Source organism: Mesorhizobium sp. M0174 (genome assembly GCF_040322275.1).
In the GTDB taxonomy this organism is placed as follows: domain Bacteria; phylum Pseudomonadota; class Alphaproteobacteria; order Rhizobiales; family Rhizobiaceae; genus Mesorhizobium.
On record NZ_JAMYTB010000001.1, the window covers coordinates 247,248 to 267,995 of the forward strand.

Consider the following 20,748-nt stretch of genomic DNA (forward strand, 5'->3'; position numbering starts at 1 on the left):
GGTCAGGCGCCAGTCAGGCTGGCCGAAAGCAGCAGCAGGCCGAACAGGAAGACGAAGGCGGCGCCGCCAATCTCGACGAAGGAATGGATGCGGTTGCCCATGCGGCCGTCGCCGGCAAAATACACCGCCCAGTTCTTCGCGGTCACCGCAAGCGTCGCCAGAGCCGAGACGGTGATTGCGGTGCCGAGGGCCATGGCCAGCACCGACAGGATGCCGCCGAACCATAGCCCGTTCAGCAAGGCGAAGCTCAGCACGATCAGCGCGCCGGAGCAGGGGCGGATGCCGACGGCAGCGACAGCCGACCAGGCCGTGCGCCAATCGAAGCGATCGCCCGAAAGCAGCGCCGGGTCGGGCGCATGCGAGTGCCCGCAGGTCTCGCAGACCTCGCCAGCCGCATGACTGTGGTGATCGTGCGCAGCATGGGCGTGGTCGTGTGCGCCGTGGTCATGATGGTCATGCGCATGGTCGTGATCGTCATGCGCATGAAGCGCGTGGGAATGTGCCGCATGGGCATGCGCGGAATGTGAATGGCCGGCATGTGAATGGCCGGCATGGGCAGCCGAGAGGCTGTAGCCGGGGCTTGCGCCGAACAGGCGAAGGATGGCCGGGCCGGCCTTGCGCCAAAGCAGCCAGGCGCCGAACAGGGTGACGAAGACATAGCTCATGATTTCGAGGAACCATGCGGCGTCGGTCATCGATATCGCGGTGCCGCGCAACACGAAATAGGCGAGCAGCATCACCACGATCGCGGTCAGCGCCTGCAACAGGGCCGAGACGAAGGACAGCATGATGCCGCGCTTGAGCGCCACCTCATTGGCCACCATGTAGGACGAGATCACCGCCTTGCCGTGACCGGGGCCGGCGGCGTGGAAAATGCCATAGGCAAAGGACAGGCCGATGAGCAGCCACAGCCTGCTGCCATCCTGGCGCATCGCCTTCATCGCGCCGGCAAGCGCATGATAGAATTCCTGCTGGCGCAGATTGATCCACATCAGGATGTGGGCGAACGGGCCGGTGGCGGTTGGAGCCATGCCGTCATTGGTGCCGATGCCCAGCGAACTCTGGGCGTGGGCGGAGCCGAGAAAGTGCGTCATCACAAAGGCGGCGGCCAGAAGACCGAATGCCAAACGCAGGGACGGTTTCGCCACTGGATCTATCCTTCCGGCTGACAGGTCAGTTCGAGCTTGGTGGCAAAGATCTTGCTCATGTCGGTGCCTGTCGGATCGTTGAAGAAGGCCTCGGTCAGGGTCTTCTGGTTCTCGGCGATCGCCTCGTCCGGGTTGGGGCGGACAACCTTGCTGGTGCAGGCCGGCGGCAAGCCATCGACCTGCAGATTGGCATCCTCGGTGAAATCGATCGCGGTGTAGAAGGTCGGATCGTAGACGCCGATATCGATCTTGCCGCTAAGTTTGATCGGCACCTTCGGTTCGGATTCAAACAGGATGATCAGCTGGTCATTATCGAAATTGGCCATCAAATGCGGCGGCGGGGTCATTGCCACGTCCTTGCCGTCAACGGTGACGAGCTGGAAGTAGTTGAATTCGGCAAGCGAGGCATGGACGGTGTCGGCAACATCCTTCAGCTCCTTGTCGTCGAGCTTCAGGTCGGAATTCTTGTCGAACTCCATCATCACCGTGCTCGAAAACAAATCGTCAAACCGCCAGACATGGCGCAATGCCTTCACAGTTTGGTGATCCGGGCCGAGGACCACTTCGAGGCGGGCTTCGGCGAAGACGTGGGGATGCACCTCAGCCGGTCCGACGGCGGCAAACGTCGCGGTCAAGGCCGAAGCCAGCATGATGGCTTGCTGTTTCAGGTGCATTCTCGGTCGCGATTCAATCGGCTTCGGTGAATTGCCGACAGTTACCAGAAAGGGGGCGAAAATGGGACCGCAAGGCGGCTGAAAGCTCATGCGTTGTCCAGCGCCTTGAACCACTGCACCAGGAAGTCGACGAAAACGCGAACTTTCGCAGGCAGATAGCGCCGGTGCGGATAGACGGCGAAAATGCCGCCACCAGGCAGGATGCGGTCATCCAGCGCAGTCACCAGCTTGCCGCTTTCGATGTCGGGCGCGGCGATGAAATCCGGCAGGATGGAAAACCCCAAGCCCGCCACGGCCGCCGCCCTTGCCGTCATCGGGCTGTTGACCTCCATCGGGCCGGAGACCGAAACGCTCACCGTATCGCCGCTGTCGCCCTTGAAAGGCCAGTTGGTCAGCCAGCGGCCATTGGTGTCGATAATGCAGGGCACACGGGCCAGATCCTGCGGCCTGACCGGCATGCCGTGCTTGGCGATCAGCTCGGGAGACGCGCAAAGCCGCACCGAAAACGGCGCCAGGCGCCTGGCGATCAACGAGGAATTTTCCAGCCGCGAAATGCGCACCGCCAGATCGAAGCCCTCCTCGACCAGATCGACGAAACGGTCGTCGAGTTGAACGTCGAGTATGATATCGGGATGCTGCTTGGCGAAGTCGATCAGCGACTGGCCGATCGGCGCGTCGGCGAAAGTGCGCGGCGCCGATAGCTTGATCCTGCCGCGCACGTCGCCAGAGGATTCGCGCACCGCATCGGCAAGGCTGTCGACCTCGCGCACGATCTCCGAGGCGCGCCGGTAATAGGTGTGGCCCGCCTCGGTCAGCGAGAACTGCCTGGTGGTCCGATTGAGCAGCAGCGCGCCGAGTTCGTCCTCCAGTTCGCGCACATATTTTGACAGCAGCGCCTTGGAGCGGCCGATCTTGCGCGCCGCCGCCGAAAAGCCTTCGGCCTCGACCACGTCGATGAAGGCGCGCATGCGGGTCAGCGTATCCATGTCATGCGCCTCCTTGGTGGGCTGAAAGGATGCGGGCGGCCAGCGCAATCAACTGCCGGTCGCTGTTCTTCGGACCGAGCAGCGAAAGGCCGAACGGCGCCCCGTCGACCTTGCCGAGCGGCAGCGTGATTTGCGGAAAGCCGGACAGGCCGGAAAGACACAGCAGTCTCAGCGCCCGCTCGCGATAGGCCTGCAAATCGTCGAATGACGCGGCCTTGAGCGGCGCGGCACCCGGAGCGGTCGGAAGCACAAGAACGCCGTCGTCGCCAAGCAGGCCGGCCAGTTCGAGGCGAAACGAAACGCGACGTTCCGTTTCACATTGCGCGGTTGCCGCGTCGATTGTCGCGCCGTGCTCGAAACGCTCCTTGACACCGGGTCCCAGCATGCGGTCGCCGCCGGCGATCCAGGCGCCGTGACTTTGCCAGGCTTCATAGCCTTGCAGCTTGCGGAAGCACCAATAGAGATCGTCGGTCGAATGCGACAGCGGGCCGACGCTGCGCGGTGCGCCCAGCACCGAAGCGACACTGCGGAGCATGGCGCGATATTCGTCGGCCTCGTGCGGGCCGAGCACGAGGCCGTCCAGCGCATCGAGGGCAAGCGGGCGTACCAGTTCGTGGGAATGCGGATCATCGCCGAGCAGCAGCGTGCCGACCTTTTCATAGATGACGATGTCGCTTGCGAACCAGCCGAACGTGTCCAGCGAAGGCGCCAGCGGCATGGCGCCGTCGAGCGAGATGCGGCCATGCGTCGTCCTGAGGCCGATCAGGCCGCAGAAGCTTGCCGGCGCACGGATCGAGCCGCCGGTGTCGGACCCGGTGGCGATGTCGGCCAGCCCGCCGGCGACTGCCGCGGCAGAACCAGAGGACGAGCCGCCGGTGACGCGGTCGGGTGCTGCCGGGTTGACCGGCGACGGGAAATGCGCGTTCAACCCAAGCAGGGAAAATGCGAGTTCGTCGGTCTGCGTCTTGCCGACGAAGCGCGCGCCCGAATCAAGCAGCGCCTGGACGGCCGGCGCGGTCGCCATGGCCGGTGAAGCGTCCCGGTACTTCTGCGGGTTGCCGCAGCCGGTGCGGTAGCCGGCGACGTCGAAGATGTCCTTGACGGCCAGCCGCAAGCCGGCAAGCGGGCCGGATTGCGCATTGGCTACAGGGATTGGATCAAGGTCGAGAAAAGCGTTCAGCGGGCCGCGAGTGCCTGTCATGCGTTCGATATCCGGATGTGCTTGCCGCAGCATTTTTCTTCTGGTTGCCGCAGCATTGTTCGATGCCACAAATTTTACAACCTGCCATACGATTTTTATTGATTGTGAAATCTTTCGATCTTATATCGCGCTTGCCCAAAGTCGCACGTGCCTGTGGGTGTCCGCCGATCCTCGAATGGTGAGGGCAATCGGTAAGGTAACTGGAGCCAACCCCTCCAGTCGGTTTAGCGGCCAACCGCCAACCGAGGACACCTTGAAGCAACGACGGTGCGGGCCTTTCTGGTGTTCTGCCGGTCGTCCAAAGACCGGGGTTACTGAAGAGGCACACCTTCATTGCCGGCAGTGCGGACGGGCCTCCCATCCAAGCCAAGGCAGACAAAGCGAACCGAGGCCGGGCAAGGCCAAGGTTCACCGCCGCGAGACGGCGCTTCATGGTTCCGGGGTCTCCACCGGCTGGTTCCATGGATTTGACGTCCCGCCTTTGTCCACCGCGTGTTCGCGAGGCCGAGAGCCCGCGTCCGCAAGCCTTTGTGCGCGCCGAAAGGCGCTGATGGAGAGACCCGATGGCTACCCAGCGCATCCTTGACTTTCTCGCCACCCGACGTCCAAACGGCCCGTGCCTCGTCGTCGACCTCGATGTCGTGCGCGACAATTTCCGCGCCTTCGAGAAGGCGCTTCCCGATTCCAAGATCTACTATGCGGTGAAAGCAAATCCGGCGCCGGAAATCCTGCGCCTGCTTGCTGCGATGGGCTCGTCCTTCGACACCGCTTCCGTTGCCGAAGTCGAGATGGCGATGGACGCCGGTGCGCCGGCGGACCGCATCTCCTTCGGCAACACCATCAAGAAGGAGCGCGACATCCAGCGCGCCTACCAGCTCGGCATCCGGCTGTTTGCGGTGGACTGCGTCGAGGAAGTCGAGAAGATCGCACGTGCTGCTCCCGGCGCCCGTGTGTTCTGCCGCGTCCTGACCGACGGCGAGGGCGCCGAATGGCCGCTGTCGCGCAAGTTCGGCTGTGTGCCGGCGATGGCGGTCGACGTGCTGCGCCATGCCAAGGCGCTCGGCCTCGACGCCCATGGCGTGTCGTTCCATGTCGGCTCGCAGCAGACCGACCTGACTGCCTGGGATCGCGCGCTCGCCGATGCCAAGAAGGTGTTCGCGACGCTGGCCGACGAAGGCATCGTGCTGAAGATGGTCAATATGGGCGGCGGCTTCCCGACCCGCTATCTCAGGGATGTGCCGGTGGCGCAGGCCTATGGCCAGGCGATCTTCTCGGCGCTCAGGAAGCATTTCGGCAACGCCATCCCCGAGACGATCATCGAGCCGGGCCGCGGCATGGTCGGCAATGCCGGGGTGATCAAATCGGAGGTCGTGCTGATCTCGAAGAAGGCCGACAACGACAATGTGCGCTGGGTGTTCCTCGACATCGGCAAGTTCGGCGGTCTCGCCGAGACAATGGACGAGGCGATCCGCTATCCGATCGTCACCGCGCATGACGGCAGCGAGACCGCGCCTTGCGTGCTCGCCGGCCCGACCTGCGATTCGGCCGACGTGATGTATGAAAAGACGCCGTATCCGCTGCCCTTGTCACTGACCATCGGCGACGAGGTGCTGATCGAGGGCACCGGCGCCTACACGACGACCTACGCCTCGGTCGCCTTCAACGGCTTCGAGCCTCTCCGATCCTACGTGATCTGAAGGCTTCGGCCCTCAGATCACCCCGAGGTGGGCGCCTTTCGCCTGCCCGGGTTCGCCTGTGGAACAGATCTCCGCTCGTGAAGGATCGCGGAAATGGACATTGTAGATTTCATTGTTGAAGGCGCCTGGCTGGTCTCCCCCCTTGAGGGGGAGATGGCCGCGAAGCGGCCAGAGGGGGTCGGTTCGGCTGCGTCGACCTCTCTTGGACTGTGCGGGGCCAGCGCTTCACGCGCGGCAACCCCCTCTGTCGCCTGCGGCGACATCTCCCCCTCAAGGGGGGAGATAACCGGCGCTTTTGCGATCGTCGCCGAAACTGCGGCAGATATTGCATCGCGCGAGGCTTTGCTCGATCGCGCCATGGGGCCGAAGCGCCGGAAAAAGTCGTCGGAAAAGCTGCGGCGCGGCCGCCGGCCTTCGGAGGGCCTGGCCTTTGTCGCGCGCGACGCGTCGGGCACTGTTGCCGGCACGGTACGGCTGTGGGACGTGGTACTGGGCGAAGGCGGCAAGACAGCGTTGCTGCTCGGCCCGCTTGCGGTCGACCCGGCGCTCAAGAATGCCGGCATTGGCTCGGCGCTGATGCACCACGCGATCGCTGAGGCCGCGCGCCTTGGCCATGCGGCGATCCTGTTGGTCGGCGACGCGCCCTACTACAAGCGCTTCGGGTTCTCGGCCGCGAAGACCGGCCCTCTGGCCATGCCGGGACCTTACGAACGGCACCGCTTGCTGGCGCTGGAACTGGTGGAAGGCGCGCTCGACGGCGCGCAAGGCACGCTGAAGGCGGCCGGGCGCAAGCTGAAGGCACAGCGGCTGCCGCTCGCTGCGTGACGGATCAGAAACAAGCCGCCCATTGCACGGCGGCTTGTTTTCATCCCGGACCGGAGTGGATCAGCCGATCAGCTGGCTCAGTGCCATGGCGACGCTCATGTCGCCTTCGACCTTTATCTTGCCGGACATGAAAGCCATGGTCGGGTTGAGATCGCCTGAGATCAGCGAGTCCAAATCATCGAGTGACAGCTTTATCGTGCAATCGGCCGGCGCATCGGTGGTCGAGACATCGGCGCCGTCGATGACGATGACGCCGTCGCTGCCGGTGTCGAATTTCACGGAGCGATCGAACCCGGCGCTCGCCACGCGCGCGCTGATCTTGTCGGCAATCTCCTGAACGCTCATGGCGGTTCTCCTCGTCTCGTTGCGTTTGTCGCACATTGGCACTTCGATCCGCGACACTTCGATCTGGCCGAAGTCGCCGTCTTGCGCATTTCGCGATCACGGTCGCCGGCGCATATAGCTTCGGGTTGACGTTTACGTCAACGCGGCTCCCCGAGATGAAGATGGGGTTTATCGCCGCAGCATCACGCGGGCATGACACCTTGGCGGCCGGCATGTTGCCATGCGATGTTGCCGAGGGTATCAGGCACCACTCCCCCCTTGGATATCGGCGAGCCGCCCGGTGCTTTCCAGAAAAGAACCGCCCAGAAACGAACCGCAAGTCTATGCCCGCCGGTTGCGCGCGGTGCTGATCAGATCTATCCCGCTGCTCGAGGCACGCGGCATTGCCGTGGTCATTCTGGCGGCCCTGGTCGGGATGATGGCGGGTGCGCTGGTCACCGGCATGAGCGGACTGGTGCAGGTCCTGCATGGGCTCATGTTCGGCGTTCAGCCCGGCGGTCGGCTTTCGGCGATGTTTTCGCTGCAAAGGCCGGAGCAGGCGCTGATACCGGCGATCGGCGGCATCCTGCTCGGGCTGACGGTGATCTGGCTGAGAAAGCGAAAATTCCGCACGCCGGTCGATCCGATCGAAGCCAATGCACTTTACGGCGGCCGCATGTCGCTGACCGACACCTTCATCATCGCCGGGCAGACGATGATCTCGAGCGGCTTCGGCGCTTCGGTCGGGCTCGAGGCCGGCTATACGCAGGTGGGTTCGGGCCTGGCGTCGCGGCTGGCGCGCCTATTCAGGCTGCGCCGCAACGATGTCCGCATCCTGGTCGGCTGCGGTGCCGCCGGCGCGATCGCCGCCGCTTTCGACGCGCCGCTGACCGGCGCCTTCTACGGGTTCGAGCTGGTCATCGGCATCTACTCGGTCGCCAATGTCGCGCCGGTGATGGCCGCCGCGATCTCAGCCTCGCTTACCGCCGAGGTGTTCGGCGGCGTGCCGTTTCCGCTGGAACTCGCCGGTTTGCCGCAGCTCACCGTCAGCCAGTATCTGCCGTTCATGCTGCTCGGGCTTCTGGGCGGCGGCGCTTCCATCGCCATCATGCATCTGGTGAGCATGATCGAGCGCGTCTTTGCGCGGCTGTCGATCGACGCCTCGCTGCGCCCAGCCATCGGCGGCGTGATGGTCGGGCTGATGGGGCTGGTCACGCCGCAGGTCCTGTCCAGCGGCCATGGCGCGCTGCACCGCGAATTCGCAATGAATTACGGGCTGGCCGTGGTGGCCAGCGTCTTCGTGCTGAAGCTGGCGGCGTCGGCGATCTCGCTCGGCTCCGGCTTCCGTGGCGGCTTGTTCTTTGCCTCGCTGTTCCTCGGCGCGCTGCTCGGCAAGATGTTTGCCGGCGCTATGGCATTCGTCTCGCCGGCGACCGGCATCGACCCGGCCGTCGCCGCGGTCGTCGGCATGACCTCGCTCGCCGTAGGCGTCGTCGGCGGCCCGTTGACGATGACCTTCCTGGCGCTGGAATCGACCCGTGACCTGACGCTGACCGGCGTGGTGCTGGCCGCCTCGCTCATGGCGGCGATCCTGGTGCGCGAAACTTTCGGCTATTCCTTCTCGACATGGCGTTTTCACCTGCGCGGCGAAACCATCCGCAGCGCGCATGATGTCGGCTGGATGCGCAGCCTGACTGTCGGCTCGATGATGCGAAAGGATGTCCGCACCATCGACGCCTCGACGACGCTTGCACAATTCCGCAAGCAGGTGCCGCTCGGTGCCTCGCAGCGCGTCATCGCGGTCGACGCCGACCTGCATTATGTCGGCGTGCTGATCGTCGCCGAATTGCACAGCCATTTGTCGGATGACGAGATGCCGGTGCTGTCCTTCGTCAAGTTCAAGGACGCGGTGCTGGTGCCGAGCATGAACGTGCAATCGGCCGCCGAGACTTTTCAGCGCGCCGGCGCCGAGGAATTGGCGGTGGTCGAGGATTTCACCGACCGCAAGGTGGTCGGGCTGCTGACCGAAGGCCATCTGATGCGGCGCTATGCCGAAGAACTCGACAAGGCGCGGCGCGATCTGGCGGGCGAGGGGTAGCGCACGTGACAGGCCAAGTCTTGGTCATCGATGGTAGTGAGACGGTTGTCCCGGTTTTCCCCCCTAAAGACGCGGCATCAACGCTGCCTCGACAAGGTCGGCCTTCCATGCTTCGGGTTCGCCGGTAATCATCGAAGGAGAGCATCAAGGTGAACGAAAACACCAAAAGTCCAAGGCCGCTTTCGGAAATTGTCAGCTATCACGCGCACATCTACTATGACGGGCAGGCCGAGCGGCAGCATGCCGAATGGCTGCGCCTGCGCATCGGCGAGCGTTTCCGCGTGCGCCTGGGCAATTGGCGCGACGAGCCGGTCGGCCCGCACGAACAGGCCATGTACCAGGTCTCGTTCGCCAATGAGATTTTCGCTACGCTGGTTCCATGGCTGATGCTGAACCATGGCGGCCTGAGCATCCTCATCCACCCCAACACCACCAACCCCAAGCGCGACCATCTGGTCGACCCGATCTGGATAGGGCGGCCGTTGGGGGTGAAGGGCGAGGTGCTTGGCGAGGAGGATGAGGCGGAGGAGGCGCTGGAGGTGAATACGCAGCCGACGGTGGGGGTGTAGCAGGGCAATCGCATAGGCAACCAAGGTCTTCGCTCTACGAGTACCCCCACCCCTAACCCCTCCCCACAAAAGGGAGGGAAACTTCTGTTGGCGCTGACCTCGGCAAATTGCATGCCCTTTCAATGCCAAGGAGGACGTAAAGGTGCGCGGCAGCGTTCCCTCCCCCTTGTGGGGAGGGTTAGGGTGGGGTCCTCCTCGCAAGAATCTCATATGCGGTTGTCGGGGCGGGCGAAGAGTGCGGTAACTTTGGGCCGGTGTCTGCTTGACGAAGATCGGTGCTCTGTTGAGAACGGGAGCTGCATGGGCAGACAAGCAAGCGGTGGGCAAACTGTGAGGCGCGTTCTTCGAATACTGGCCGCGCTGACCATGGCGTTCGGGGTGGCCGGCTGCACAAGCATCTCCTACTACGCGCAGTCGCTGGAGGGTCATGTACGCATCATGGCGGCGCGCAAAAATATTGGAAGGCTGATCCGCGATCCTTCGACGCCCAGACCATTGCGCAGCAAGCTGACGTCGGCGAGCGCCATAAGACAATTCGCGACAGATGAACTGGCCCTGCCTGACAACAGCAGCTACCGCAGCTACGTCGACATCCACCGGGACGCTGTGACTTGGGCCGTTTTTGCCGCGCCGCAATTCTCGCTCGCGCCGAAAACATGGTGCTTTCCGGTTTTTGGCTGCGTTCCGTACCGGGGTTACTTCTCCCGGAAATCCGCGACGGACAGCGCTGTCGCGCTTCAGAGACAGGGGCTGGACGTCTACGTCACAGGCATCACCGCCTATTCCACCCTGGGCTGGTCCAGCGACCCGCTGCTCAGCACCATGCTTGGTCAGGATGACACCTATCTTGCAAGCCTTGTCTTTCATGAACTGGCGCATCAGCGCCTCTATGTGGAGGGCGATTCCGCGTTCAACGAGGCTTTCGCGGTTGCCGTCGAAACCACCGGCACAAGGAAATGGCTCCGCGCCGCCGGCGATCGGGCCGGATTGCGCCGCTACGAAGTCGCTCGCAAGCGCAACGCCGATTTTCTCAGGCTGGTGGCGAAAACGCGCGACGAGCTGGCCCGGGTCTATGGAAGTGCCCGTACCCCGCAGCAGATGGCGGCCGCCAAGGCAACGGCGATCGACACGCTGCGGACGCGCTACCGGCACATGCGCGACAGGCGCTGGGCCGGATACCGGGGATACGACCGCTGGTTCGATACGCCGATCAACAACGCAAAGCTCGCCGCGACGTCCCTCTACGGCGAACAGGTTCCGGCATTTCTCCACTTGTTCGACCTGTGTGGCGGGGACTATCCAAGGTTCTACGCGTCTGTTCGACGCATCGCGGACAAACCGTCCCGTGCCGAAGCACTGAAGGCGGTGAATCGGTGTGAGTGAGATGAACAAGCACGGCAATTGAAACCACAGGCTTATTTCACCGAGGATGGAAACCGGCGATCAGATATAAGCTAGACGTAGAACCGATATGACGGCTTGGGCGTCGCATTGTCCGATAGTTCGCACATCAGCTCGCCGACCTTACGCGCAAAGAGGAGCGTGATTGGCAGGCGCGCAATTCCATCGCTGGAGTTCCAATTCATCTTGGTGAGCGTGAGGATTTCCTTGGCACGCTCCCGAAGATCGCCAGGCCCCGCACAGCCAATCTCCAAGGGGGCCGGAATATGCATGCCTGGATATTCATTCCACCACGGCACGTAACCGCCTGTGAAAAGGTACGATTGATCTATGAGCGTGCACAGTGTGCCCCGCCATGGCTCCTCCAAGCCTTTCCTGACCATCCGAAACGCCGTCGAACGCATCCAAACGCAATCGACGGTCGCAACCCGATCCTTCGCAGCTTTCCTGAAGCCTTCCAATTCTTCGGGCTGATACCCAGTCGTCTTATGGATTACGACACGGTCGGGCATCACCCCGGCTCGGTCGTTATATTGTGCGAGCACGTCTTCCAGAAGAGCCTTCGCCTGACCGTCATTAAGATAAGGCTGCCGGTCACGGCGCTGTTCATAATCGATGTTTGCGCCTTTCAGGGCAAAAGGCTGTACGTCTGTCGAGTAGGCCTGTGCCACGCTGGCGTAAACGAGGTGGCCGCTTCGTTTCTTCATGTGATGAAAGGATATGCCGACGAAACAGACGTTCTTGGGCAGATCTGTTGGCCGCCACGGAATGCCACGCGCCTTGTAGTAGATAGAGGTCGCGATATTCCAGAAGCGGGTCGCGTGGCTTTGGCCCTTATCGTCGGGCCGATCAATCGCGTCGCGCCTCAGGATCTGAATAGGCACGGCTTCATCGTGGGTCATCGTCCGCGCTTTGATGGCGCGGTAGAACGTCCGAAATAGAAGATCATCCGCCATCGTATATAGCGCCTCGGCGGCCTTCAGTTCGTCGGGCGACGGCTGGAAGAGAGCGAGCTGGTCGCTTTCTTCTTCCGCCCGAAGCACCTCGAGTGCTTTACGCTCCTCTGGCGTCAGTCCGGGGTTGGCAACCCGCAAATCTCCAAGTTCTGGCTTGATACACACGACGACGCAGTCGGGGGCGTCATCGCCAAACAGGCTACTAATCCGGCCATCGAATAACTCAACCAGCTCATTGAAGGCCTTCCCGGTCAGCGCATCCCGAAAATGCGTGTTGTAGACGCCCGGTTCCACCGGCCGCAGGAACGCATCTTCTACGACGAATCGGCTATTCAGTGCCTTCTCAAGGCCAGGCCAGTCGCGGAAGCGGTTTGAGTTTCCTTCGACGGCAGCCGCGAATTTTTCCATCCGCCTTATCCAAGCACGAGCGGCTTCGACGTCCTCAGGCAGACCTACGAGCCCGAGCCGTATCGTCCGCAAACCCCTGTTGTCCACAGGGCCATTTGCGGCGAGGCCCCGACGTGGATCGATATCACGCGCGGCATTAGAGAATTCCAGAGTCGGTTCAGGCAGAACGTCGATCTTGAGCGGCAGAGCCATCGAGTAATCCTCCTTCCTGAACGTCAACCGTCACAAACCCTCCATCAAGCAGTAGGTCATCGATGTACCGGCCGCCGATATTGATCGTATGTGCTCCCATTGACAGGAAGCGACCCCAGAATGTGAGATCGCTTTCAACATTGGCGTTTCGGTCGAATTTGATGCGGCGGGTAGCTTTGCTCGTGCGCATGTAGCCTGGGAGCGGCGATATTCCGTCACGCTTGGCGAACATGTAGAATGGCTTGATGCGGATGCCCCAGACATTGGCTTGCCGCACTACCTCGTAGCCGAAGCCTTCGCATTCGAACCACAGATTGTGATCTTCGCCGCGACGCTTTACGACATCGCGTCGGATGTTCTTTCTGCTTGGGCTGTCATAGATGAGCGTTCGGTTGTTCCCCCGGAACGCCGTGAAGTACGCGCGCCGCGCCAGATGGCCTTTCTTGTCCTTCTCAATGATCAGCCCTTGGCTCTCAAACTGCTTGAGGTGGTTCTCAAAATGGCGCCGTGTCAGCCAGGAGAATTTGGCTAGGAGAACCCGGTCCTGTTCCACCTCAGCCAATGGGATCGAGCGGGCCGGCGCGGCTGCGGCAGGGCCAAAAATTGTGTTAGCGACGACCGCAGGCAGAAAGCACCAAAGATCGCCTGTACGCCACTCAAACACGAAAGTACCTGCCTCATCGAAAGGAACTTTCCTTTCAAGCTCATCCCAGCGATGAGCCGTTAGTGGGATATGCGTAAGATACTGCGGGGTCGCCACGAACGGGAGTAAATTCAGGACGTAGGTTCCAACCGGGCGGTGGTCACGTGCCACAGATGCGGAGCCTGCCGAAGCTTCGACGCGGAATAGTTCTGCGACGAAGCTATCCTCCCCAGGCGGATAGGCAAAACTTGCAGCTCCGCCGAATTCAGATGCAAGCTTGCAGGTGTCGGTAAGGCCCGTGCCGGCGCGTTCCATAGCGCTCATCCCAAAAAAGATGTCGCACAGGGCACGGTTACGCAGATCGCTGAATTCAGGTACAGGCACAAAGGCTCCATCTGGCCCCATCCGCAGGCGGTCTGTTGCGTCCTGCAATGCTGCACCGGGATTGGAAAAGCGTACCGAATGACCCGGGACAACATCAATTTGCGACGGCTTTGCCGCCGCATAGTCGCGATGAACAATCATGTTCACGAGAAGTTCGACCAAGGCGCGCTCGGGATAGGCCAGCCGAGTTTCATGCTGGCGGCGGCCTTTTACTTTCAGCACAGGGTTGATCTTTTCTTCTTCAAACCAGTCCAGTATCGCTCGATACTGCCCGATGAGGTTGCCGGCAAAAAGCTTGCGTTTTTTCCTCGCGATTGTGGCTGACACCACGCCATACGAAAAAAATCGGCCAGGTTCCCGACCAAACAGCAACACACATGCGACGCTCGGCCGCTCGACGCTGCTATCGCCCGCGAGAAGGCCCAGTTCCCGCATCAATGGTTTCAACTGCGTGGAATCGATGATTCCACGTTCCAGCTTTGAGCAGTATTGGCGTAACGTACTCAGTGCGAGATCAGCATCGATATCTGCCCATGCCGCGCCGGCAACCGGCTCATCATCGAATTGCCGAACGGCTTCCGGCATAATGACCGGCGCAAACCGCTGCACGCCGGCGAGGTCGCGGTTCAGGTCGCAGAACAGTTCGTCAAATCCATCGATATCGAGGTACTGGAAATTAGTGCCGAGCCGCTCGGCAAGGGATTCGACGCTAGGGTGGGGCACATCGCCTGTGCGTCGACACCAGAAAATACCCTGCCTGAATTTGAGACCTGTTTCCGCTCCAAGCAGCGACTTCATCACAGATTGCTCCGCTCCTCGATAACCAACAACCACCAAGGGCGTGGCCTCGAGTAGTGGCAAAAGTTTCTGCACCAGAACCGGGTCAAGTTCCCGCGTCTCACTGATCAGGTTTCGGTCCGTATACTGCTCAGCCTTGCCGTGCAGCCAAACAATCTGGGCGCGCGCGAATGGCGAGAATTCATTGAAATCACCCGGTGCCCGATTAACCTCGGCGACATGCCGAATATGCGGTTGCTTGTCATGCAGGGCCTTTGGCAGGCAGATGTCGAAATTTGTGGTCAGGATCGTACCGGTAAGTCCGCGTAAGACTAGCTCTGCCACAGCGCGGTAACCCACGCTCAACTCTTGTTTCAACGCAACAAGGTCGAGTAGCACGGACCTGCGATAGGCTTCTGGCTTTAGCTGATGCTCGATAACGAGGGGGAAATTCTCTGCAAGATGATCTTCACCACGGACAAACCATGCCTGGCCCTGTAACCAGGATAACCATTCCGACATCTTGATTTGCTCGGGAAGCGTCTTCCCGCCAAGGACCCGATCGGCGTAGGCCTGCTTCGCTAGGCGCTTGACGCTTTCTGCCGCTAGTGGCACGCCTGAAGTGAACGATGCTCCAGCCCCGAACAAAAACGTCGGTCGGGCATCATTGTCCGGCCTCAGCAATGAACAGAGCAATGCAACGCTTGCAGAGTGATTCATCCTCTAATTCTGCGCCGATTCGCGTGAACAAAACAAGCACAGATGTGCCATTTTGCCCCGAGTAATAGGTTTTCAACAGCTAACTCTGCGCCAAGCCGGAGCAGCCTGATGGTCTTTCGTCGTGTTGGCCTGCATCACCGCCACAACGGCGCTCAATCATTTTACTGTATAGGCATTCCAAGGTAGAATCAGCCGGCTAGTAGGGGGATGGTATCGTGTTCAGTATTGTGATGGCAGGCAATGATTCCGCTTGGAATGTTGAGGTAGGAACGGCGCACAACGACACGTTCACGCTCTCGCGGTTTCTGGAATACACGGACCCTTCGATTGCGGCCAGCTTCCAACCCATTTCCGCAAGCAGCCTAGCGTACCTCGCACAACTCCCCACTGTGTTTATGAGTGAACTCGACCGCGATGATGACAACAACGAGATCTTCCGCATCAGACTTGGAAACGTCTCAGATCTGTCCGTCGTCGGAGGCGAGATTCACTATAGGTTCCAATTAACTCATAACTTCGGCGAGGTGCTAATCCCGAGCCGGGAAGCGTTCCGGAAGGCTTTTCGAATGGACAAGTTCGAACTGCATCGGACCCATTGGGCTATCAAAGCTGCGGATTTAGCCGCTGCTTTGCAAGAAATCGTTCCGCTGCAGCCAGTTGTAGCCAATGTAGCCGCACCAAGCCCGCCGCAGCCAGAACAACCGGATATTCCAGCTGTCGAGACCCTCCAGGCGTATATGGCTCAGGTTCTAGGACTCGCCGAAAGACCTGGAGAGGAAATATTTTACCGCGGGCATTCAAACTTCAACTATCGGTTAGCACCCTCTCTTTTCCGCCTGAATGAAGAGGGTGGATATCGCTATCTTCCCAAAGAAGAGATACTGGTCCGTGAACTTCTAAGCGACCAGGACGCCCAGTTTGCTAACGATCGCTCAATGCTTGATAAATTGGTTCGTATGCAGCACTTCGGGCTTCCGACGCGACTGCTTGATGTGAGTTCCAACCCGCTTGTTGCTCTGTATTTTTGCTGTTCTGAAACGAAAAAAGATGAGGCAGGGAACGAGCTTGAAGGCGAGGTCATTGTCATGCGGGCACCTAGCGAGGATGTTCTGCATTTCGATTCCGACCGAGTGAGTTGTATTTCAAACCTCTGCTTAATGAAAGATGAGGAAAAGAATGCGATGGACCTTACAATGTCTCAGACGGAATTCAATACCCAGCCAGAAGTTCAGAAGCTGCTCCACTTCATCAAGCGTGAGAAACCCTATTTTGAGAATCGCATAAAGCCTTCCGATCTGCAAAAGATCGTCTTTGTAAGGGCCCGAAAAACCCATGAACGGATGGTCGCTCAGTCTGGCGCCTTTCTGCTGTTCGGAAAAGATGCCATCCTGCCCGAGACGGGACACAGCAGCCTTGAGGTGTCGCGAATACGCGTCCGGCAGAAAGCGGCGATCCTGGCCCAATTGGACAAGCTCAATATTAAGGCCAGCACAATCTACCCTGGCATCGAGAAGGCGGCGAGTGATATCGCCCGAAAATACGAGGTAGCTTAAGCGGTGATTGAAGCGGCCGTTTCGTAACCAGCTATACCGCGTAAGCGCATACGTCAATCATTGGAACTGTTGCGAGTGGCGAAGTCCCTTTTTGGGAATCGCCAGTCACTTGCTTTCGCTGGGATGAGGCGCAAGCTTTGCCTCCAATTGCACAAAAATGTCGAAGGGAGTCGGAGCCAGGCGTCTCAAAACCAAACTGCGCTGTTAGTTCTTAAGCAGCAATCCACTCACCCCCCAGCCAACCGCGGCAACAAAAAAATCTCCGCCCCTTCCGGCAGTTCCTTCGACCAGGTGTCGCGATAGATCGTCCCGTCGATGGCGACGGCGATGCCGCGATCGATGTATGGCTCGAGGCCGGGATACTGTTCGGCCAGTTTCCTGAACAGCTCCCGAATATCCTTGGCCTCGATCTCGACCTTGCTCTTGCCTCCGGCGATCGCGCCGAGCGACCCCCAGAGCGTTACTTCGACCATCAGCCTCCCCGTTCAGCCTCGAGCGCCGCCAGGATGCGCGGCGGCGACATCGGGATATGCGTCATCCGCACGCCCGCGGCGTTCGACACCGCATTGGCGATCGCCGCCAGCGGCGGCACGATCGAGGTCTCGCCGACGCCGCGCACCCCGTAAGGATGGTTAGGATTGGGGATCTCGAGGATCTGCGTGTCGATCATCGGCAGGTCCGAGCAGACCGGGATGCGGTAATCCAGGAAGCCAGGGTTCTGCAGCCGCCCGTCCTTGCCGTAGATATACTCCTCGTTGAGCGCCCAGCCGATGCCTTGCGCGGCACCGCCCTGGTACTGTCCCTCGACATAGGTCGGATGCACCGCCTTGCCGGCGTCCTGAACGACGGTGTAGCGCAGCACCCTGGTCGAGCCTGTCTCGGGATCCACCTCGATATCGCAGATATGGGTGGCGAAGGAGACGCCGGCGCCGTCGGCGACGAGCTCGCTATGGCCTGCGATGGGTCCGCCCGTCTTTCCGGAAGCGGCCGCGATCTCCTTCATCGACAGCGGCGAGAGGTTGCCGTGCGTCGCGCCCTTGGCAATCGCATGACCCTCTTCCCAGACCACGTCGTCGACGGGTATGTCCCACATCTGCGCGGCGCGTTCTCGCAGGATCTTGATGGCGTTGCGAGCGGCGGAGATCGTCGCCATCGAAGACGAGAAGGTGCCGCGGCTGCCGTCCGTCATATCGTTGTAGCCGAGGCTGGAGGTATCAGCGACCACCGTCTTGATCTGCTCATAGGGGATACCGAGCTCCTCCGCCGCCACCAGCGACAGCGACGCGCGGGAACCACCCACATCGACCGTGCCGACGGCAAGCGAGACCGAGCCATCCATGCCGATGTTGAGGTCGGTGCAGGTCTGGCCACCGAAGTTGAACCAGAAGCCGCAGGCCATGCCGCGGCCCTGGTTCTTGCCGAGCGGCGCCTTCATGTGCGGATGGTTCTTCGCCGCCTCCAGCGTCGGGCCGATGCCGATCGGCCCATATACCGGGCCGTAGGACGATCTGGTGCCTTCCTGCGCCGCGTTCCTGATCCGAAACTCGACCGGGTCCATGCCGATCTCCTTGGCCAGCTCGTCGACCGCGCTTTCCACCGCAAACGCTGCCATCGGCGCCGACGGCGCGCGATAGGCCGCGGTCTTGGGCCGGTTGACCAGCACTTCGTAACCGACCGTCTTGACGTTCTCGAGCTTGTAGCAGGCAAAGGCGGTCATGGCGCCGATCTCGGCCCACATGCCGGCATAGGGGCCGCAGGAATAGCGCAGCGTCGCCTCGGCCGCGGTGATCGTGCCGTCCTTGCGGGCGCCGATCCGAACATCGATCGAGGTGGCGCTGGTCGGGCCGGAGGCGCGGAACACCTCGTCGCGCGTCATGACCAGCTTGACCGGCCGCCCGGCCTTGCGTGACAGCGCCAGGGCCACCGGCTCGGCCCAGACATGGGTCTTGCCGCCGAAACCGCCGCCGATCTCCGACGAGGTGACGCGCAGCTTCGAGGCTTCCATGCCAAGCAGCTGGGCACAGTGCTGGCGGTAGACAAAATGGCCCTGCGTGCAGACCCAGAGGTCGGCGGTGCCGTCGGAGCTGACATTGGCCACGCAGGCATGCGGCTCGATATAACCCTGGTGCGTCTGCTCGGTCTTGAAGGAGCGTTCGACGACGAAATCGGCCTGGCCGAAGCCTTCATGGATGTCGCCATGGCCATACTGGGTGCGCTTGGTGACGTTTGAAGGCTTGACGGGCTTTTCCTCGAGGCCCTCGGTGAAGATGGCGTCGTTGATCAGGGGTGCGGAGTGCTTCATCGCCTCGTCGACGTCGGTGACATGCGGCAGCACCTCGTAGTCGACCTCGATCAGCTTCAGTGCCTGCCTCGCCGTGCGGGCATCGACCGCAGCGACCGCGGCCACGGCATGGCCGTCATAGAGCGCTTTCTTGCGCGCCATGCAGTTGTCGAGGATGTCGTACATGGCGGCATCGCCGTCGGTCAGGTCGGGCAGGTCGGCCGCGGTGATCACCGCCTTGACGCCGGGAAGCATCTGCGCCTTCGACGTGTCGATCTTCCTGATCATGGCATGCGCATGAGGGCTTCTGAGAACGCGCCCGACCAGTTGCCCGGCCATGTTGAAGTCGGCGCCATAGCGTGCGCGGCCCGTCACCTTGTCGACGCCATCGGGACGAATGGGACGCGTGCCGACAGAGGTGAAATTGCGTCCGGAGTAACGCGGATCGAAATTCATCGTCATGCTCCCTTCATCACGCTTGTTTCATTACGATGGCGGCGTCCTGGACGGCACGCACGATCTTGTCATAGCCGGTGCAGCGGCAGAGGTTCCCGGCGAGGCCGAAGCGGATCTCCTCCTCGGTCGGATCGGGGTTCTTGGCCAAAAGGTCCTTGGCCGCCATGAGGAAGCCCGGCGTGCAGACGCCGCATTGAAGTGCGGCGTGCTCCAGGAATTTCTGCTGCAGCGGATGCAGCCTGTCGCCATGCGCCATGCCCTCGATGGTCTCGAGGTGCCGGCCCTCGGCCTCAGCGCCGAGCACCAGACATGAGCATACCAGCCGGTCGTCGAGGATGATGCTGCAGGCCCCGCAGTCGCCGGTGCCGCAGCCTTCCTTGGCGCCCGTCAGCCCCAGGCGATCGCGCAGGACATCAAGCAGCGTCTCGTCCGGCTGGCAAAGGAACTCGACATTGTCGCCGTTGATTGTCGTTGATACTGCTACACCGGCCATCACTTGCCTCCTGCACGTGTATAGGCGGTCGTGGCGGCCCGCTTGGCCAGCACACCCGCAACTTTCCGTCTGAATTCGATAGTGCCTCGCTTGTCGTCGATCGGACGGCAGGCGCCCGAGCAGACCTTGGCGAGCCTCTCCAGCGTGGCTTCGTCCAGCTTGGAGCCGATGAGAACCTCGGCGGCCTCCTCGACCAGAACCACCGTCGGCGCCACGGCGCCCAGCGCCACGCGGGCCGATTTGACGACACCCGCCTCATCGAGCGTCAGGTTCACGCCGGCGCTGACCACCGCGATGTCCATCTCGGTGCGCGGAATGAAACGCAGATAGGCATCGCCCGAACGCGGCAGACGTTTGTCGAGCAGGATTGCCTCGATGATCTCGCCCTTGGCCAGCGACGTCTTGCCCGGCCCAGTCGGCACCGCTTCCACGGCAATCGTGCGCCTGGTTCCCGGGCCGACGACCACCGCCTTGGCGCCAGCGGCCACCAGTGCCGGCACGCTGTCGGCGGCCGGCGAGGCGTTGCAGAGATTGCCGACGATGGTGCAGCGTCCCTGCACCTGCTTGGAGCCGATCAGCTTGGCTGCTTCGACGACGCCAGGCCATGCCTTCTGCAGGGCCGTGTTCTCGCCCAGCACGGCGCAGGGGACCGCCGCGCCGATGCTGAAGCCCTCGGCTGTTTCCCTGATCTCGCCAAGCCCGTCGATCGCCTTGATGTCGACGATCAGGTCGGGTTCGATAAAGCCGCCCTTCATTCTCACCAGGAGGTCGCTGCCTCCGGCGAGGATGGCGGCCGTGCCGGCCGAACTGGCCAACAGGCCGGCGGCGTCTTCAATTGAAAGCGGACGTATGTAACGCATCGTCTCCCCTTACTCGTCATAGTCACATCAACTGATATAACCGTCTCTCGACAATGGCCATCCTGTTCGTGCATTCGCGGATTGGGCCAGGCGCCGCAATTT

The 20,748-nt window shown here is 61.5% G+C and carries 17 protein-coding genes; 6 read left to right on the plus strand and 11 right to left on the minus strand.

What is annotated here, in order from left to right; all coding sequences use genetic code 11:
* Window positions 1-2: 2 nt before the first annotated feature.
* The 4 genes from NKJ13_RS01235 to NKJ13_RS01250 all read right to left on the minus strand — a co-directional run bounded on the left by NKJ13_RS01235 (window position 3) and on the right by NKJ13_RS01250 (window position 4,009).
* Complete coding sequence (locus NKJ13_RS01235; protein WP_352506400.1) at window positions 3-1,157, minus strand: nickel/cobalt transporter; 1,155 nt, start codon at window positions 1,155-1,157, stop codon at window positions 3-5.
* Window positions 1,154-1,822, minus strand: a complete 669-nt coding sequence (locus NKJ13_RS01240; protein WP_254816980.1) for a DUF1007 family protein — start codon at window positions 1,820-1,822, stop codon at window positions 1,154-1,156. The genes NKJ13_RS01235 and NKJ13_RS01240 overlap by 4 nt, the downstream gene beginning before the upstream one ends.
* Before the next feature lie 86 nt (window positions 1,823-1,908).
* Window positions 1,909-2,808, minus strand: a complete 900-nt coding sequence (locus NKJ13_RS01245) for a LysR family transcriptional regulator (protein ID WP_352506314.1) — start codon at window positions 2,806-2,808, stop codon at window positions 1,909-1,911.
* A gap of 1 nt (window position 2,809) precedes the next feature.
* Complete coding sequence (locus NKJ13_RS01250) at window positions 2,810-4,009, minus strand: amidase (RefSeq protein ID WP_352736979.1); 1,200 nt, start codon at window positions 4,007-4,009, stop codon at window positions 2,810-2,812.
* A gap of 563 nt (window positions 4,010-4,572) precedes the next feature.
* Here NKJ13_RS01250 and odc2 point away from each other — a divergent pair.
* Both odc2 and NKJ13_RS01260 read left to right on the plus strand, forming a co-directional pair.
* Window positions 4,573-5,706 (plus strand): ornithine/lysine decarboxylase, encoded by a 1,134-nt coding sequence (odc2, locus tag NKJ13_RS01255; protein WP_352506312.1) that lies wholly within the window; start codon window positions 4,573-4,575, stop codon window positions 5,704-5,706.
* Window positions 5,707-5,967: 261 nt separating this feature from the next.
* On the plus strand, window positions 5,968-6,531 hold the full coding sequence (locus tag NKJ13_RS01260; protein WP_352688095.1) for a GNAT family N-acetyltransferase: 564 nt from the start codon (window positions 5,968-5,970) through the stop codon (window positions 6,529-6,531).
* 60 nt (window positions 6,532-6,591) lie between these two features.
* Here NKJ13_RS01260 and NKJ13_RS01265 read toward each other — a convergent pair whose 3' ends face one another.
* A complete protein-coding gene (locus tag NKJ13_RS01265) occupies window positions 6,592-6,876 on the minus strand; it encodes an SCP2 sterol-binding domain-containing protein (protein WP_254816984.1) in 285 nt (94 codons plus the stop codon).
* A gap of 343 nt (window positions 6,877-7,219) precedes the next feature.
* Here NKJ13_RS01265 and NKJ13_RS01270 point away from each other — a divergent pair, with 343 nt between their 5' ends.
* The 3 genes from NKJ13_RS01270 to NKJ13_RS01280 all read left to right on the plus strand — a co-directional run bounded on the left by NKJ13_RS01270 (window position 7,220) and on the right by NKJ13_RS01280 (window position 10,905).
* Window positions 7,220-8,953 carry a chloride channel protein gene (locus NKJ13_RS01270; protein WP_502901870.1) on the plus strand — a complete coding sequence of 578 codons (1,734 nt, stop codon included), beginning with the start codon at window positions 7,220-7,222 and terminating at the stop codon, window positions 8,951-8,953.
* A gap of 149 nt (window positions 8,954-9,102) precedes the next feature.
* Window positions 9,103-9,522: a DOPA 4,5-dioxygenase family protein gene (locus tag NKJ13_RS01275; RefSeq protein ID WP_352736977.1), complete on the plus strand. Its 420-nt coding sequence runs from the start codon at window positions 9,103-9,105 to the stop codon at window positions 9,520-9,522.
* A gap of 366 nt (window positions 9,523-9,888) precedes the next feature.
* On the plus strand, window positions 9,889-10,905 hold the full coding sequence (locus NKJ13_RS01280; RefSeq protein ID WP_352776980.1) for an aminopeptidase: 1,017 nt from the start codon (window positions 9,889-9,891) through the stop codon (window positions 10,903-10,905).
* 71 nt (window positions 10,906-10,976) lie between these two features.
* Here the strand turns inward: NKJ13_RS01280 and NKJ13_RS01285 are convergent, their stop codons facing one another.
* Complete coding sequence (locus NKJ13_RS01285; protein WP_352736975.1) at window positions 10,977-12,479, minus strand: argonaute/piwi family protein; 1,503 nt, start codon at window positions 12,477-12,479, stop codon at window positions 10,977-10,979.
* Complete coding sequence (locus NKJ13_RS01290; protein WP_352736974.1) at window positions 12,445-15,003, minus strand: SIR2 family protein; 2,559 nt, start codon at window positions 15,001-15,003, stop codon at window positions 12,445-12,447. Before NKJ13_RS01290 ends, NKJ13_RS01285 begins: the two co-directional genes overlap by 35 nt.
* 215 nt (window positions 15,004-15,218) lie before the next feature.
* On the opposite strand from NKJ13_RS01290, the gene NKJ13_RS01295 reads away from it, so the two are divergent.
* Window positions 15,219-16,556 (plus strand): FRG domain-containing protein, encoded by a 1,338-nt coding sequence (locus NKJ13_RS01295; RefSeq protein WP_352736973.1) that lies wholly within the window; start codon window positions 15,219-15,221, stop codon window positions 16,554-16,556.
* Between the two features lie 227 nt (window positions 16,557-16,783).
* Here the strand turns inward: NKJ13_RS01295 and NKJ13_RS01300 are convergent, their stop codons facing one another.
* The 4 genes from NKJ13_RS01300 to NKJ13_RS01315 are packed head-to-tail and all read right to left on the minus strand — an operon-like array spanning window position 16,784 to window position 20,646.
* A complete protein-coding gene (locus NKJ13_RS01300; protein WP_023675441.1) occupies window positions 16,784-17,029 on the minus strand; it encodes a MoaD/ThiS family protein in 246 nt (81 codons plus the stop codon).
* The gene (locus NKJ13_RS01305) at window positions 17,029-19,293 is read right to left on the minus strand and encodes a xanthine dehydrogenase family protein molybdopterin-binding subunit (RefSeq protein WP_352737028.1); all 2,265 of its coding nucleotides are present in this window, start codon (window positions 19,291-19,293) and stop codon (window positions 17,029-17,031) included. The genes NKJ13_RS01300 and NKJ13_RS01305 overlap by 1 nt, the downstream gene beginning before the upstream one ends.
* 16 nt (window positions 19,294-19,309) lie before the next feature.
* On the minus strand, window positions 19,310-19,786 hold the full coding sequence (locus tag NKJ13_RS01310) for a (2Fe-2S)-binding protein (protein WP_352478287.1): 477 nt from the start codon (window positions 19,784-19,786) through the stop codon (window positions 19,310-19,312).
* Complete coding sequence (locus NKJ13_RS01315; protein ID WP_352506301.1) at window positions 19,786-20,646, minus strand: FAD binding domain-containing protein; 861 nt, start codon at window positions 20,644-20,646, stop codon at window positions 19,786-19,788. Before NKJ13_RS01315 ends, NKJ13_RS01310 begins: the two co-directional genes overlap by 1 nt.
* Window positions 20,647-20,748: the final 102 nt, after the last annotated feature.